Origin of the sequence: Arthrobacter sp. BE255 (assembly GCF_031457335.1) — a bacterium.
Taxonomy (GTDB): Bacteria; Actinomycetota; Actinomycetes; order Actinomycetales; family Micrococcaceae; genus Arthrobacter.
Genome location: NZ_JAVDWK010000002.1, coordinates 203372 through 217818 on the forward strand (window position 1 = coordinate 203372; position 14447 = coordinate 217818).

General features: G+C 67.3%; 11 protein-coding genes, 1 tRNA gene and 1 pseudogene (1 of these 13 cut by a window edge). 4 read left to right on the forward strand and 9 right to left on the reverse strand.

The window, feature by feature from the left end; genetic code table 11:
* The 6 genes from J2X42_RS04180 to J2X42_RS04205 all read right to left on the reverse strand — a co-directional run.
* On the reverse strand, window positions 1–3574 hold the 5' end (the start) of the coding sequence (locus J2X42_RS04180; protein WP_310162510.1) for a carbohydrate-binding protein. It extends 25331 nt beyond the left edge of the window; only the first 3574 of its 28905 coding nucleotides appear in the window; the start codon lies at window positions 3572–3574; its stop codon lies off the left edge, out of view.
* A 372-nt stretch (window positions 3575–3946) separates the two neighbouring features.
* Window positions 3947–5467 (reverse strand): L-arabinose isomerase, encoded by a 1521-nt coding sequence (araA, locus tag J2X42_RS04185; protein ID WP_310162513.1) that lies wholly within the window; start codon window positions 5465–5467, stop codon window positions 3947–3949.
* A 56-nt stretch (window positions 5468–5523) separates the two neighbouring features.
* Entirely contained in the window at window positions 5524–6228 is a 705-nt protein-coding gene (locus J2X42_RS04190; RefSeq protein WP_310162516.1) for an L-ribulose-5-phosphate 4-epimerase, read from the reverse strand.
* On the reverse strand, window positions 6225–7979 hold the full coding sequence (gene araB / locus J2X42_RS04195) for a ribulokinase (protein WP_310162518.1): 1755 nt from the start codon (window positions 7977–7979) through the stop codon (window positions 6225–6227). Before araB ends, J2X42_RS04190 begins: the two co-directional genes overlap by 4 nt.
* A 113-nt stretch (window positions 7980–8092) precedes the next feature.
* Window positions 8093–8263, reverse strand: a complete 171-nt coding sequence (locus J2X42_RS04200; protein WP_310162521.1) for a hypothetical protein — start codon at window positions 8261–8263, stop codon at window positions 8093–8095.
* A 125-nt stretch (window positions 8264–8388) separates the two neighbouring features.
* On the reverse strand, window positions 8389–9408 hold the full coding sequence (locus J2X42_RS04205) for a LacI family DNA-binding transcriptional regulator (protein ID WP_310162523.1): 1020 nt from the start codon (window positions 9406–9408) through the stop codon (window positions 8389–8391).
* A gap of 52 nt (window positions 9409–9460) precedes the next feature.
* Here J2X42_RS04205 and J2X42_RS04210 point away from each other — a divergent pair, with 52 nt between their 5' ends.
* Window positions 9461–9670: a DUF4287 domain-containing protein gene (locus J2X42_RS04210; protein WP_310162525.1), complete on the forward strand. Its 210-nt coding sequence runs from the start codon at window positions 9461–9463 to the stop codon at window positions 9668–9670.
* Window positions 9671–9744: 74 nt separating this feature from the next.
* Here the strand turns inward: J2X42_RS04210 and J2X42_RS04215 are convergent.
* Window positions 9745–9817 (reverse strand) — tRNA-Lys (locus J2X42_RS04215).
* 209 nt (window positions 9818–10026) lie between these two features.
* On the opposite strand from J2X42_RS04215, the gene J2X42_RS04220 reads away from it, so the two are divergent.
* From J2X42_RS04220 to J2X42_RS04230, 3 genes are all read left to right on the forward strand, one after another.
* On the forward strand, window positions 10027–10686 hold the full coding sequence (locus J2X42_RS04220; RefSeq protein WP_310162527.1) for a hypothetical protein: 660 nt from the start codon (window positions 10027–10029) through the stop codon (window positions 10684–10686).
* 266 nt (window positions 10687–10952) lie between these two features.
* Entirely contained in the window at window positions 10953–11570 is a 618-nt protein-coding gene (locus J2X42_RS04225; protein ID WP_131134849.1) for a DUF47 domain-containing protein, read from the forward strand.
* Between the two features lies 1 nt (window position 11571).
* Window positions 11572–12588 (forward strand): inorganic phosphate transporter, encoded by a 1017-nt coding sequence (locus tag J2X42_RS04230; RefSeq protein WP_310162531.1) that lies wholly within the window; start codon window positions 11572–11574, stop codon window positions 12586–12588.
* An 85-nt stretch (window positions 12589–12673) separates the two neighbouring features.
* Here J2X42_RS04230 and J2X42_RS04235 read toward each other — a convergent pair.
* Window positions 12674–12929, reverse strand: a pseudogene (locus J2X42_RS04235) (recombinase family protein); the annotation flags it as partial.
* Window positions 12930–13350: 421 nt separating this feature from the next.
* A complete protein-coding gene (locus J2X42_RS04240; protein WP_310162532.1) occupies window positions 13351–14388 on the reverse strand; it encodes a 2-keto-3-deoxygluconate permease in 1038 nt (345 codons plus the stop codon).
* Between the last annotated feature and the right edge of the window lie 59 nt (window positions 14389–14447).

Below are 14447 nucleotides of genomic sequence, written 5' to 3' on the forward strand. Positions count from 1 at the left end.
CCGGTCCGGCTGCGGTGACCACAATGGCCGGCTGGCCGGAAGCCGCAACGGCGAGCGCCGTCGTCGTCGACGTCACCAGGTTGAGCGCGATCGCGGCAGCGACCGTCACAGTGGTGCCGTCCTCGTTCTTGGCGGCGGGGGTGCTGGTGCCGTTGGAGTTTGTGGAGGTCGACTTGGAATCGGCGAAGCCGAGCTGGGCGTCGGACTTTTCCTTGCTGTCCTTGTTGGAGGAGTCCTTGCCGCCGGCACTTTCCCCGCCCTTGGCGCCGGCAGCGCTGGCTGTGGCCGTGGTGGCGGTGGTGGAGGTGCCGTCCGCTTCCATGCTGATCAGTCCGCCGGAGGTGGTGGTCCGGTAGAGCGAGGAGTCCGCCAGGTGCTCGGCGGAGGTGAGTGCGAAGGAGATGGCGGCGCCGAGCGTGGCCCCGGCTCCCGCCGTGGTGGAGCCCAGGGCCTTGGTTTCCACGGTGGCCGTCTGGTCCGCCTTGCCGGTGATGTCGCCGGTGGTGGTGAGGGCGGCCCCGCGGTTGACGGAGGCGCTGGACCTGACGTTGGAGATGGTGATGCCGACGACGCCGGTGAGGACTGCGGTGCTGCCCCCGGCCGCGCCGCCGGTCGCCTCCGTGGTGGTGGCGTCCGTGGTGGTGGCGTTCATGGCCAGTTTCCTGGCCGCGGTGAGGACGCCGTTGGCGGCCAGGCCTGCTTCCACGATGTTGTTGATGACGCTGATGGCCACGGAGGCGCCGATGCCCACCGAACCGCCGCCGTCCTGCTTGGCCTGGGCCTTGGCCTTGTTTTCGTGGTTCACCTTGGCGGTCTGGGTGAGGTCCGAGCCGTTGAGGTTGGCGCCTGCTCCGCGGACGTTCGCCAGGGTGGTGGCGGTGACCAGGTTCAGGGCCAGGGAGCCGGCCACGCCCACGGTGGCGTCACCGCCGGCGCCGGACGTGGCGTTGGCGGTGAAGGCGTTCTTGCCGGTGGCCGGTCCGAAGGCTTCCAGGACCACGCCGCCGGCGTTAAGGATGGCGCCGCCGGCCAGGTAGGCCTCGGTGAGCAGCGTGACCACGTTGATGCCGACCGCCACGCCCACGCCCAGGCCGCTGCCGGAGGTGGTGCTGCCGTCGGCATTGGCGGTGGCGTTGTTCTTTGAGCCTGCGTGGATCTTCTGGGCACCGGTGGTGTTGACCCTTGCGCCGCTGATGTAGGCGCCGGTGGTGCTGTCCAGCACGTTGACGGACAGGGCGCCCGCGATGCCGATGCTGCCATCGGCAGTGTTGGCCTGGCCGTTGCCGCGTTCGGCGTCGTTGGGGTCCTTGTCGTTCTGGCTGGAACCTTCGACGCCGGCCTTGGAGCCCGCGGTGTTGGTGGCTTCCGAGTCGGCGGTGATGTCCAGCTTGGCTGCCGTCGTGGGGGCCGTGCTGCTGGAGTCGATGTAGGCCGTGGTGGTCTGGAACAGGTTCGCCACCGCGATGCCGGCACCGGAGTTCGCGTCGCTGGCGTCCCCGGTGGCGGTGAGGGTTGCGTGGTTGACGGCTGCGAGGGCGAGGTCTCCGAGCACCTCCAGGTGGGCGGTGCCGGTGACCTTTGTGATGGACTTGGCCGTCACGGTGAGGATGGCCACGGCGGCGTCGAAGCTGCTGTTTCCGGAGGAGTCGGCCTCGCCCTCGTCCTTGCCGGCAGCACCGGGCGTCGCGCCGGCGTCGACCGTTGAGGTGGATGTCATGGTGACGTTGGAGCCCGCGGTGACTATTGCGCTGCCGCCCACTGTGACGGTTGCGTCGGAGGAGATGATGGCGAGGTCGCCGTAGTCCTTGTTGAGGGTCACCGGCCCAACAGTGGAGGTGGCGCCCATGACCACGGCGCCAAGCGCTGCCAGTACCGCGTTGCCCGTGACCTCGACGGCGGCGTTGGAGTCGACGTTGACGGCGTAGGCCGAGAAGTGGCTGGCGTCCGGGACCACGGTGGAGGTGGCCGTGAGGTTGAGGTTGTTGGCGCTGATGTTGCCGCCGTTGATGGTGACGGCGACGTCGGTGCAGTGCGTGGTGAGGGCCAGGACGCAGTCCAGGTCCGGTCCGCCGGTCACCGAGTCGGCGGCCTCCAGGGTGACGTCGCCGGTGGTGGTGATGGCGGCGTCGTCGGCCACCTCGATGAGTTCCATCTGGACCAGCAGCCACGCGGCCATCAGTGCGATGGTTCCGGAGAGGGTGATCTTGTCCTTGCCCGTGCCGCCCTTGATGGTCAGGGAAACGGTGGGAGCTGCAAAGGCGACCGTTTCGAAGGTGGCCCCGCTGAGTTCCAGGAGCCCGCCGCCGTTGAGGGTCAGCGTGGCCACGTCATCGCCGCCGGTCAGCTCGTACACGGCGTTGGTGGCGTCGCCCGAGACGATCGGTTCGATGTTCAGGTAGTGGATCACGGTGGCGTCGAGCCGGATGGTTCCCGAGTGCGGGTCCGTGGCAACCGCGCTGCTGCTGGCGGTGCTGCCCGCCGTGACGAGGGTGTCGAAGCCGGCGGCGCCGTCGAAGGTGACGGTGATGGCCGGATCCGAGGTGCCGCGGTCAACGGTGAAGGTGTCGTCGCCGGCGGTGCCCGTGACAGTGATGGCGGTGACGGCGGCCAGTTCCCTGGTTTCGCCGCCGAACATCACGGTGCCGTCCGCGTTGAACGCGAGGGTTGCCGACGTGGCGGTCATGGCAATATTCCAGGGGCCCGGAGCTGCGGCGGGAGCTTCCGTTGCGGGCGCCGGGGCGTCCGCTGCGGGAAGGCCGACGGCGGGAGCTTCCGTTGCGGGCGCATCTTCCGTTGCGGGAACGCCGGTTGCGGGAGCCTCAGCGGCCGGGACTTCAGCTGCCGGAGCTGCCGGTGCTGCCGGTGCGGGAACGGGCACCGGTGCCGTTGCCGGAGCGGGCACTGCTGCGGAATCTTCCGGGGCCGTGAGCTCGGCGGCGGGTTCCCCTGCGGCCGCTGCGTCAGGGGCGGGAGCCTCCGTCACAGCAGGCTCAGCCTCGGCGGCTTCAGCCGCGGCCGCCGGGAACAGCCGGTCCTCGCTGTTGAAGCGCCGCTCCCCCGGGCTGAGTGTCCGGGTCATCAGGTCGGAGCCGCCCTCGATGTCCGCGAACCCGGCGATGTGCCCGTACTCGTGGGCCAGCACCGTGAACAGATCCATGGTGCCGGGCGCCGGTGCGCCCATTGTGGCGGACCAGCCCCAGCCGGCGGCCGTGGGGTCCACTGCGATGCTGTTGCCGGCGGTGATGGCGAGTGCGTCGCCCGGGAGGTCCTGCACAAAAACAGCGGCTCCGGCTACGGACCAGCCGGGCCACTGCGCGGCGGCAAAACCGGCCACCTGGGCAAGTTCCGCAGCGGTGATGGTGATCCCGGCCTGGGTACCGGCGGTGTAGGCGGCATCCTGGTGTTCGCCGGCGAACAGCACGGACCGGAGCCCCTGCGGCTGGCTGGAGGCGGCCGGAGCCTGCCCGGAAAGAGTGAAGGCGACCGCGGGATTTGCCGTGGGGAGATTAAACGCGACCACCATGCACAGAGCGAGTGCAGCGGATACTATCCGGTGCAGCACAAGCTGAAGCATGGTCAGTTGCATGGCGCTGAGACCCCATGGACTCGTAACTCCCCAGATGCGTCACGAACGCGCGCCCCCGTGCGTTGTGTGGTGACGCTAGCCGCCGCCTTGAAACGGCAACTACGCGAAATCCGTTCTGCCGGCGTCCCGTCGCAGGGAGCCTGGCCACAGTTTGCTGGGACCAGCTTTCGGTCCCAAGCGGCACATTACGCCCGCTGGATTTTTTAAGTCAAGACCTTCGACTAACTCATAGTTGACCGTCTCTTGCGACACGCCGTAATGAGTCGTTTCAGCAAGGGAGCAAAACAGGAATCCGGACGGCGTCGCAGGCGCTCTTCGCCCCGCGACACCGCCCGGATCCATGGGCCGGAATCCGGCTGCTTACAGCCCTCCGGCGAGCTTGTAGTAGGCGGCGTTCCAGTTCAGGTCTTTCTTGAACTGGCGGATGGTGGTGCCTTCGTCGATGGTCAGCAGCTCGGTCTTGGCGATCTCGGCAAAGTCCTCGAACACGTCCATGCCGACGGCGGTGCTGAGCACAGTGTGGTGCGCGGCGCCGGCGGTGAGCCACGCGGCGGCCGAGGTGGCGAAGTCGGGCTTCGGCTGCCACAGGGCGCGGGCCACGGGGAGGTTGGGCAGCGGCTGGTCCAGCGGGACGACGTCCACGGCGTTGGCCACCAGGCGGAAGCGGTCCCGCATGTCCGAAAGGGCCACCACCACGCCTGCGGAGGCGTCGGCGTCGAACACCAGGCGGACCGGGTCTTCCCTGCCGCCGATGCCCAGCGGGTGGATCTCCAGGCTCGGCTTTCCGGCCGTCAGGGACGGGCAGACCTCCAGCATGTGCGCGCCCAGGATCTTCTCCGAACCGGGCTCCAGGTGGTAGGTGTAGTCCTCCATCAGGGAGGCACCGCCGGGCAGTCCTGCGCCCATGACTTTGGCGGCGCGGACCAGGATGGCGGTCTTCCAGTCGCCCTCGGCACCGAAGCCGTAGCCGTCGGCCATGAGCCGCTGGACCGCCAGTCCGGGGAGCTGGCGGAGCGCGCCAAGGTCCTCGAAGGAGGTGGTGAACGCGGCGGAACCGTTGGCTTCGAGGAAGCTGCGCAGTCCCAGTTCGATGCGGGCGCCGTAGCGGAGGGAGTCGTGGCGGGCCGCGCCTGCGCGGAGCTCCGGAACCACGTCGTAAAGGTCCTCGTACTCGGCAACCAGGGTGTCGACGTCGGCCTCCGCGGCGCCGTGCACGGCCTCGGCGAGTTCGTTGACCGACCAGGTGTTGACGGAGACGCCGAAGCGGAGCTCGGCCTCGGTCTTGTCGCCCTCGGTGACGGCGACGTTGCGCATGTTGTCGCCGAAGCGGGTCAGCTTCAGGGTGCGGACGGCGGCCCAGCCGGCGGCGGCGCGCTGCCAGACGCCCACCTGGCGGGCCACCTCAGGGTTGGAAACATGCCCCACAACGGTCTTGCGGGCAATGCCCAGGCGGGACTGGATGTAGCCGAACTCGCGGTCGCCGTGGGCGGCCTGGTTCAGGTTCATGAAGTCGAAGTCGATGTCGGCCCACGGCAGGTCCCGGTGGGCCTGGGTGTGCAGGTGCAGGAGCGGCTTGCGGAGCAGGTCCAGCCCGTTGATCCACATCTTGGCCGGGGAGAACGTGTGCATCCAGGCGGTGACGCCGATGACGGAGTCGTCCGAGTTCGCTTCCAGCGCGGTGCGGCGGATGGCGTCGGAGTCGGTCAGGACCGGCTTCCAGACAATCTTGACCGGGACGGCCGAGGAGGCGTTGAGCTGGTTGGCGATCTCCTGGGACTGGGCTGCGACCTGCTTGAGGACGTCCTCGCCGTAGAGGTGCTGGCTGCCGGTGAGGAACCAGACCTCGTAGCCGTCGAGGGAAGTGTTTGCTGCGGTGCTCATGGAATCTCCTGGGAAAGTTTTCGGGACGGGACGACGGCGGCGGGTTCGGCCGGATGTTACTGGCCGTAGACGTTCTGGTAGCGGTTGTAGAGGGAGTCGATGTGGCCCTGGTCGATGGCGATCGGTTCGCCCAGCTGGCGCGAAATGTGGACGGTGCGCGCCACTTCCTCGCACATCACGGCGGCCTTCACCGCGGACCGGGCGTCCTTGCCGATGGTGAACGGGCCGTGGTTCTGCATCAGGACCGCGGGCGAGTTGGAGTTCTTCAGCGTCTCCACGATCCCCTGCCCGATCGAGTCGTCGCCGATCAGGGCGAACGGGCCCACCGGGATGGAGCCGCCGAATTCGTCGCCCATCATGGTCAGGACGCACGGAATGGACTCGCCCCGGGCAGCCCAGGCCGTGGCGTAGGTGGAGTGCGTGTGCACCACCCCGCCGACGTCGGGCATGTTCCGGTAGACATAGGCGTGCGCGGCGGTGTCCGACGACGGCGACAGCGGCGGGTTGCCCCACTCACCGTCCGCGTCACCGTCCACGGGCACCCCGTAGAGGTCTGTGACCACCATCTGTTCAGGCGTCAGGTCGTCATAGGAGATGCCGGACGGTTTGATGACCAGCAGGTCGCGGCCGGGAACGCGGGCGGAGACGTTGCCGGCGGTCCACACCACGAGCTGGTAGCGGGTCAGTTCGGCGTGCAGGGCGCAGACCTCAGCGCGGATCCGGGCGATGGTTTCCAGAGTATTTACGGTGGCGGTGCTCATGCGGAGGCTCCAACGGTTGCGGGGGCGGCGGGCGCTGCTGCGGCGCTGGACGCTGCGGGCTGCACTCCGGCGGACCGGCGCTGGATGGCCTTGAGCCGGTGCATCACGTCGTTGGCGCCGCGGCCGAAGTAGTCGTGCAGGGTGCGGTATTCCTGGAACAGTTCCTCGTAGGCGGCAACGTTTTCCGGGATGGGCGCGTAGACGTCGCCGGGCTCGGACCCCATGGCGGCCGCGGCCTCACGGATGTCCGCGTATTTGCCGGCGGCGACCGCGGCGTGGATGGCTGAGCCCAGCGCCGGGCCCTGGGTGGAACCGATAGTGGAGAGCTGCAGGCCTGTGATGTCCGAGTAGATCTGCATCAGGAGCTTGTTCTTCAGGAGCCCGCCGGCCACGATGAACTCCTTCACCGGGACGCCCGAATCGCGGAAGGCGTCCACGATGGTGCGGGTGCCGAAGGCCGTGGCTTCCAGCAACGCCCTGTAGGTGTCTTCGGGCTTCGTGGCGAGTGTCTGGCCCACCACCACGCCGGAAAGTTCGTGGTCCACCAGCACCGAGCGGTTGCCGGAGTGCCAGTCCAGTGCAATGAGCCCGTGCTCGCCAATGGCTTGGCGGGAGGCGAGTTCGGTGAGGTATTCGTGGATGCCCAGGCCCTTTGCGGCAGCGGCCTGGTGGTATTCCGGCGGGACGCCGTTCTTGGTGAACCAGCCGAAGATGTCGCCCACGCCGGACTGTCCGGCCTCATAGCCCCACAGGCCGTCGACGATGCCGCCGTCCACCACGCCGCACATGCCGGGGACTTCGTGGAGTTCGGTGCCGTTCATCACGTGGCAGGTGGAGGTGCCCATGATGGCGACGAGCTGGCCGGGTTCCACTGCGCGGGCGGCGGGCGCGGTGACGTGGGCGTCCACGTTGCCCACGGCGACGGCGATGCCCTCCGGCAGGCCGGTCCATTCGGCGGCCTCGGCGGTGAGGTAACCGGCGGCGTCGCCGAGCCGGCCGATAGTGTGTTCCAGTTTGGCGCTGACGAAGTCCTTGAAGTCAGGGTTCAGCGCGGCCAGGAAGTCCTCGGACGGGTAGCGGCCGTCCTGGTAGATGCCCTTGTAGCCGGCGGTGCAGGCATTGCGGACGTACTGCCCGCAGAGCTGCCAGACGATCCAGTCGGCGGCTTCGACCCAGTGGTCCATCGCGGCGTAGGCGTCCGGGTCCTCTTCCAGGAGCTGCAGGCCCTTGGCGAACTCCCATTCGGAGGAGATCAGGCCGCCGTAGCGCGGCAGCCAGGCCTCGCCGCGTTCGGCGGCGAGCTCGTTGATCCGGTCCGCCTGCGGCTGCGCGGCGTGGTGGCGCCACAGCTTCACGTAGGCGTGCGGCCGGTTGGCGAAGCCGTCCAGCTCGTTCAGCGGGGTTCCGTCCGCCTTGACCGGCACCATGGTGCAGGCGGTGAAGTCGGTGGCAATGCCGACGACGGCCGCCGGGTCGATCCCGGCGTCCGCGATTGCGGCGGGGACTGCGTTGCGGAGGACGTCGCGGTAGTCGTTGGGCACCTGGAGCGCCCATTCGCCAGGAAGCCGGGCGGCGCCGTCGCCCGCCGTGTCTGCCGGCAGCGCATCGGTGACCACGGCGTGCGGGTAGTCAAAGACGCCGCTTCCGAGTTCCTTGCCGTCCCGCACCCGAACCACCACGGCCCGGCCGGAAAGCGTCCCGTAGTCCACGCCGATGACGTACTGCTCGCTGCCGTCCACTGTGACGTCCATAAGAAGTTCCTCCAATTAGCTGCCGCCACTTCGCGGCCTGTTGACAATTGTGAGCGCTAACAACATGGAAGTCAAGAGTGGGCGGTTCGCCATCCAGGCGCAGGAGCAGCTGATTAGTCGTCGGGGGACGGGGCTGCGTTCAGGGGTTCCTCCGGAACTCCATCCCGGTACAGCACTGTGCTTCGCTTGAAGGTCTCGGCGTAGACGGACGAACTCACGGAAGGGACATCCTCCCGGCCCAACACGTCGGAGAGCAGCTGGCGCAGGTCAGCGAGCGAAGCCATGGCACCCGCGCCACAAGCTTTTCGCCGGACGCAGCCGCCCGACGGGTTACAGGGAAGCTTGCCAAATAGTGGATTGTGGACGTAAGCCTTGGCCTACCCTTCGCGGGACCTACGGGATGAAGCAGCTAGCCGGCCGGCGGGGCGGCTACGCTCTCTCGGCGGACCAACTCCGGGGTGACCACGGTCGAACTGACCGCCGCCCCGGCCTCAATCTCCTTGAGCATGATGTCCATGCAGCGGCGGCCGAGTTCCTCGAAGTCCTGGCGCACGGTGGTGAGCGGCGGCGTGAAGTACCCCGATTCCGGCTGGTCGTCGAAACCCACCACGGAGACGTCGTCGGGAACGCGGACCCCGGCCTCGTTGAAGGCCCGCAGGATGCCCAGCGCCATCTGGTCGTTGCCCACGAAGAGCGCCGTGGCCGTGCGCTCGGCGGCGAGCCGGCGGCCAATCTCGTAGCCGCTGCCGGCGCTCCAGTCGCCCTCGAGCAGCAGATCCTGCGGCAGACCGGCATCTTCCAGGGCGGTGCGCCACCCCTCGGCACGGAGGGTGCCGTCAATCCAGTCGGAGGGGCCCGCCACGTGTCCAATCCGGCGGTGACCCAGTTCGATGAGATGCCCGACGGCGAGCTCGGCGCCGCGCTTCTGGTCCACCATGGCGCCGCTCACGGCCTCGTCACCCAGGGATCCGACGGCAACAACGGGGACCCCGGGGTTGAATTCCTCGAGGATCCGCAGGGTCTCGGAGTGCGGAACCAGCACGGCGATGCCGTCCACCGACTGGTCCGTGAAGTGCCTCAGCGCGTCGAAGATGGCGTCGCGGCTGACGGAACGGAGGGCGGCGATGCTGACGAAATAGCCGGCATCCCGGGCGGCCTGCTCCACACCCAGCAGCGTGTTGGCCGGGCCGTACTGCGACAGTTCGCTGCCCAGCACGCCGATGGTCTGCGAGCGCCGGGTCACCAGGCTGCGGGCCGCAGTGTTACGCCGGTACCCCAGTTCGGCGATGGCAGCCTCAACCTTTTCCCGCGTGGCCTTGCTGACGTTCGGGTGGTTGTTGATGACGCGGGAGACCGTCTGGTGCGAGACGCCTGCGAGCTCGGCCACGTCCTCAAGGCGCGGCAGCCGCCCGTTGCTGCTTTTTGACATGTACCCATTGTGCCCGCTGCCAGCCCCGGGACTTCGATGCTGGAATGTCCCCATGAGCGAACCGGTGAAAGGCCCGAGATCCTACTTCCCGTCCATCGAAGCCAAGTACGGGCAGCCGATCGAGCACTGGATGTCCGCCCTGGGCGAGGTCAGGGGCATGAAGCACCTGGAGCAGGTGAACTGGCTGAAGCGCGAGCACGGGATGGGCCATGGCCACGCAAATGCCCTCGTGGCCGTGTTCCGGGCGGAGCACGAAGCCTGATTCAGGCTGGCAAAGAAAAGTCCCCGGCACCCTGTTTCCAGGATGCCGGGGACTGCCACTCTTCGGTGGAAGAGTGGGCCCTGTGGGGATCGAACCCACGACCCACGGATTAAAAGTCCGATGCTCTACCAACTGAGCTAAAGGCCCCAGCTGACCGTCAAAAGAGCCGATCAGCCCAGTCCATTTCTGAACGTTAATACTGTACCCCAGACCTGGGGCTGCTCCGGCACACTGCCGCGCGCCGCCGTCGTACGCCGACGACGCCGCTTCCGGCCCCGGCTTTCCGGTCCGCCGACGGCCCGGAGGCCATGTGCAACGCACTCGATTCCCTTTGGGCACAGGAGTAGCGTGGGGGCATGAGCGAGCAAACAGGACCCAGTCACTACGGCGGAGCCAACCGGCATCACAAGCCCAAGCCTTTCGCCCCCATCGACTTTGAGCCGTTTGCAGGTGGCGCCGACCCCGCGCGCGTCTCCGAAGCCGCGCACCTCGCCGCCCAGGCACTGGTGCGGCACGGGCGCGACAGCGACGACCCCGTCATCACCGAACGGCTGGTCAAGCTGGCGGACGAACAGGGCCTGGAAGCCATCGCTGAGATGTGGGCCGAGAGCCCGGCGCGTTCCCTGCCCGGCGCCCTCTGGCGGCTGTACGCGCTGCGCGCCGCCACCGTCCAGGACCCCGAGCGGATTTCGGTCTACTTCCGCGCCGGAAAGGACACCGCGCAGGTTTCCCACGTGGTGGCCGGCGCCGCAGAACCGCCGGGAGCAGACGAGATGCGGACCATGGCGGATGCCATCCTTTCGGGGGCGTTCGACGGCGAGTTCGACGTCGCGCTGGAACGTTCTGCCGCGTTCTGCCGCGTGGTGGCGCTTGGCCAGGCGACCATCGCCGACGGTGCCGAACTCGGCAACGAGGCCCACGCGAGCAAGCTCACGCGCAACTCCCACCAGCTGGTCAAGACCGCCGAGGACCTCGAGCATGCGGCCAATGCGTGGCGCCTGGGCGAGCTGGACTGACCCAGCAGGCCCGATCTGTCAATGTTGACTTGGGCCAGCCAACGTAGAACACTGAAACTGGTGTCGAACCGCGAAACCCCCGGGCTTCAACATTTAGCCGCCTAGAGCGGCCTACCGCCGAGAGGCGTATCCGGTTCGGCACCATTTTTCTGCCCTTTTTCAGGCGCCCTCGCCCGCCCGGTAGAGTAATGGTCAGTTGCGGGCTGCGGTCAAGTCACAAAGCCGGCTGCCCATCCCAGTACATTTTTCCGGAGACCGGTAACCACGTGAAGCTGCGCCTTTTTCCCCAGGAGCCCGCCGGGCTGAACCTCCTTTCAGAGATGGCACGCCAGATTGTCCTGGCCAGCGCCACCCTTGCGGAGATCCTGGGCGTCCCCGCCGCCGAGCACGGCAAGCTCGTGGAGGACATGCACAACCACGAGGCCAAGTCCGCCGAGCTGCACTTCGCCCTGCTCACCCACATGCGCACCAGCTTTGTGAACCCGCTCCCCCGCGAGGACATGTACGCGCTGTCCCGCTACCTCAACGAGGCCATCGAGAAGCTCGACGCCGCTGCGGAACTGGTGGCCCTGTACAAGCTGGAGCGACTGCCGAAGCGCGCGGCGGACCAGCTGGAGATCATCAGCCGGCAGGCCGAGCTGACGGTGGACGCCATGCGCCGGCTGAACAACCTTGATGACCTTGAGGACTACTGGATCGAGATCCTGCGGCTGGCCAAGCGGGCCGAACGCACACACCGCGTCTGGGTGGCGGACATGATCTCCGACATGAAGTGGGCGCAGTACTCCCGCAACCGGGACATCGCCAACCAGCTCGTGGAAGTCACCAAGGACATGCGGCGCATCGCCACCCAGGTGGGCAGCATCATCGTCAAGGAATCCTGAGGTGACGGCAGCCATCTTCGCCGCGGTGGTCCTGCTGACTGCGGCGTTTGCCTTCCTCAACGGTTTCCGTGACGTCTCCACCTCGGTTGCCCTGGCGGTCCGCACGCGTGCGCTCACGCCCAGTGTCGCCGTCCTGCTGGCCGCCTTCTTCAACTTTCTCGGCGCCCTGCTCAGCGCCAGCCTGGCTGTGGCTGTGAGCCAGCACTGGATCACCCTGCCCGGCGGGGCCAATGGCCTTGGCATCCTGGTGGCTGGGCTCGCGAGCGCCTGCGCCTGGGGCATCCTGATGTGGTGGCGCGGCATCCCGTCCTCCTCCACTCATGCGCTCGTGGGCGGCCTGGCCGGCGCCGGACTGGCAAGCCTCGCCGTGGGCGGCGGCGGGGTGGGGGGCGTGGACCAGTCGCTCCTTTTCCAGGTGGTCCTGCCCCTGCTGCTCTCTCCGCTTGTTGCCTACAGCGGAGCCTTCCTCCTGGTCTACCCGGCCACCTGGGCGGCACGCTATGCCCAGCCCAACGTCATCAACACACGCTTCCGCCGCAGCCAGTCCATCGCCGCCGGCGCCGTTGCGTTCGGCCACGGCCTGCAGGACGGCCAGCGCGTCAGCGCGGTGCTGCTGCTCGCCCTGCTGGCCAGCGGCTATTCCGACGGCGGCACTATCCCCGCGTGGGTGGCGCTGCTCTCCGCCGTGATGCTCACCGCCGGAACGCTCTTCGGCGGCTGGCGGATCTCGCACACCATCGGCTACAAGATCACCCGGATTGACCCCCTGCGCGGGTCCGTGGCGCAGATCTTCAGCGCGCTGATGCTCTTTGTCGGCGCCATCGGCCTGCACTGGCCAGTGTCCACCACGCACACGGTGACCGCCGGCGTGCTCGGCGCGGGCGAGAACCAGCACTTCTCAGTGACCAACAGGAAGCTGGTCATCCGGATCCTGGGCCTCTGGGTGCTGACACCGGCCGCGACGGCCGCCGGCGCGTTTGTCCTGGCGCTGGCCCTGTCGCCGCTGGCGGGGTCCTAGCAACGCCTAAACACCGCATCTATTGCTGCAAGGGCGCCGTTCAGAGGGCCCGAAAGGGCCGTTCTGGTACAGTCGACGGTCCCACGCCGCGAAGGTCCAGACCAGCCTCTCGTCGCTTGCTAAATGGAGTCCGTGACGCGTTCGCGTTTGATCTCGTGTTCCATCTGCGCAAGGGCGGCCATGATCGTGAACAACCTAGAGCCCATCGGTGATGCTGTATCGACGTCGCCTCCGCCCAAGTTCAGGACGCGCAGGCCGGCGCCCCTGCTGCGGAGTTCGCCGGCGAAGGCAAGCATGCTTTGGGTGGATCGCCCGAACCGGTCCAAAGTCGTGATGACGAGGCGTCTCGTATCTCAAGGGTTTCGAGACGCCTATGTCTCTTCTTTAGTTATGTCGGCTGAGGCTAGTGGAGGAGTTTGTGAATGACCGATCCGTCTCCGTGGAAGATCAGAGTTCTGCCTTGGCCGTCAATCCAGACCCAAAAGTATGAGGCGTCTTCGCCGACATGATCCACCGTGCCAAGTTCGGGTGCACATCCGGTTCGTTTGACTATCGCTCTGTCGCCCGGGTTCAGGTGAATCCAGTTGTGATAGCTGAGTAGGCGACTTTGCGGGCCGGGGGATGGGACTTTCACTAGCTGAGTGTCTGCATTCATGGTGTTCCTTCCTGTTTATCGACGCGTTCGTCCTCCGCGTTCGGGTATATGAGGAAAGGGTGGGGCGGGCACCGATGTGCACGCCCCACCCGTTCCCTTTAGTACCGCTAGGTCAGTTCTGGGGTACTACTCGCATGCTTGGGGGCTAGCGCCTCCTGCTCGGCGGTGTTGTCTTGTGTGTCCGCTGGTTCCTCTTTGTTCTGCACCCGGCGTGCCCATGCCGAGGTGACGATTGGGCAGAGCACTGCGGAGACGACTACCGAGGCTGCCACGAGCACTGTGGCGTGTTCGGCGGCAGGGGCGTAGACGGGGTTGGCTGTGGCGATGATGGCGGGGACGAGGGCGGCGTTGCCGGCTGTGGTTGCTGCGGCGAGGCCGGCGACGCCGTCGCCGCCGGTGAGTTTGTCGGCGAGCAGCAGCACTGCGCCGCCGGCGAAGACCACGAACAGGCCGAGGGCGATGCCGAGCAGTCCTGCTTCGATGACGGCGTTGAGGTTGATGGTCAGGCCGAGGGCCAGGCCCAGGAATGGCACCATCGCGGGTACCAGTGGGGCCAGGAGATGCCGCATGTTCTTGTCCAGGTTTCCGAGGAGCATGCCCAGTGCCAGCGGGAGGATGGCGCCGACGAGTGCCTGCCAGGGGAAGGCGGCGAGGCCGGCGATGCCGAGGGTGACCATGGTCAGGAAGGGTCCGGATTCCAGGGAGAGGATGGAGTAGGCTCCTGCGTCGCGTTTGCGGCCGAACTGTCCCATGAGGGAGATGTAGAGCCCGCCGTTGGTGTCGTTCAGGGCGGCGACGAGTGCCAGGGTTGAGAGGCCGGCGAGGATTCCGGTTTCGATGGGGGCTTCGCCGAGGAAGCGTCCGGCGATGACGCCGATGAGGACGGCGAAGAGGATTTTGGAGCCGAGCAGCACGCCGCCCTTTTTGAGGATGTAGGGCGTTGATTTGATTTCGAGTGTTGCGCCGAGGCAGACGAAGAACACGGCCAGGAGGGGTGCCAGGCCCGTGAAGAAGGCGCCGGTGAAGGAGCCGAAGAATTTTCCGGCGTCCGGGGCCAGGGTGTGGATGACGGCGCCGATGCCAAGGGGCACCAGCATCATGCCGCCGGGGACTTTTTCCAGGGCTTTCTTGATGGGAATCGACATTGATTTCTCCTGTGGATAGCTGGGTGGTGTAGAACTGCACGGGTCGGGCCGTCAGTTCC

Coding starts and splice junctions, on each gene's coding strand:
- araA (WP_310162513.1), bottom strand. CDS start 5,467: ATGAGCACCGCAGCAAACACTTCCCTCGACGGCTACGAGGTCTGGTTC.
- J2X42_RS04190 (WP_310162516.1), bottom strand. CDS start 6,228: ATGAGCACCGCCACCGTAAATACTCTGGAAACCATCGCCCGGATCCGC.
- araB (WP_310162518.1), bottom strand. CDS start 7,979: ATGGACGTCACAGTGGACGGCAGCGAGCAGTACGTCATCGGCGTGGAC.
- J2X42_RS04200 (WP_310162521.1), bottom strand. CDS start 8,263: ATGGCTTCGCTCGCTGACCTGCGCCAGCTGCTCTCCGACGTGTTGGGC.
- J2X42_RS04205 (WP_310162523.1), bottom strand. CDS start 9,408: ATGTCAAAAAGCAGCAACGGGCGGCTGCCGCGCCTTGAGGACGTGGCC.
- J2X42_RS04210 (WP_310162525.1), top strand. CDS start 9,461: ATGAGCGAACCGGTGAAAGGCCCGAGATCCTACTTCCCGTCCATCGAA.
- J2X42_RS04220 (WP_310162527.1), top strand. CDS start 10,027: ATGAGCGAGCAAACAGGACCCAGTCACTACGGCGGAGCCAACCGGCAT.
- J2X42_RS04240 (WP_310162532.1), bottom strand. CDS start 14,388: ATGTCGATTCCCATCAAGAAAGCCCTGGAAAAAGTCCCCGGCGGCATG.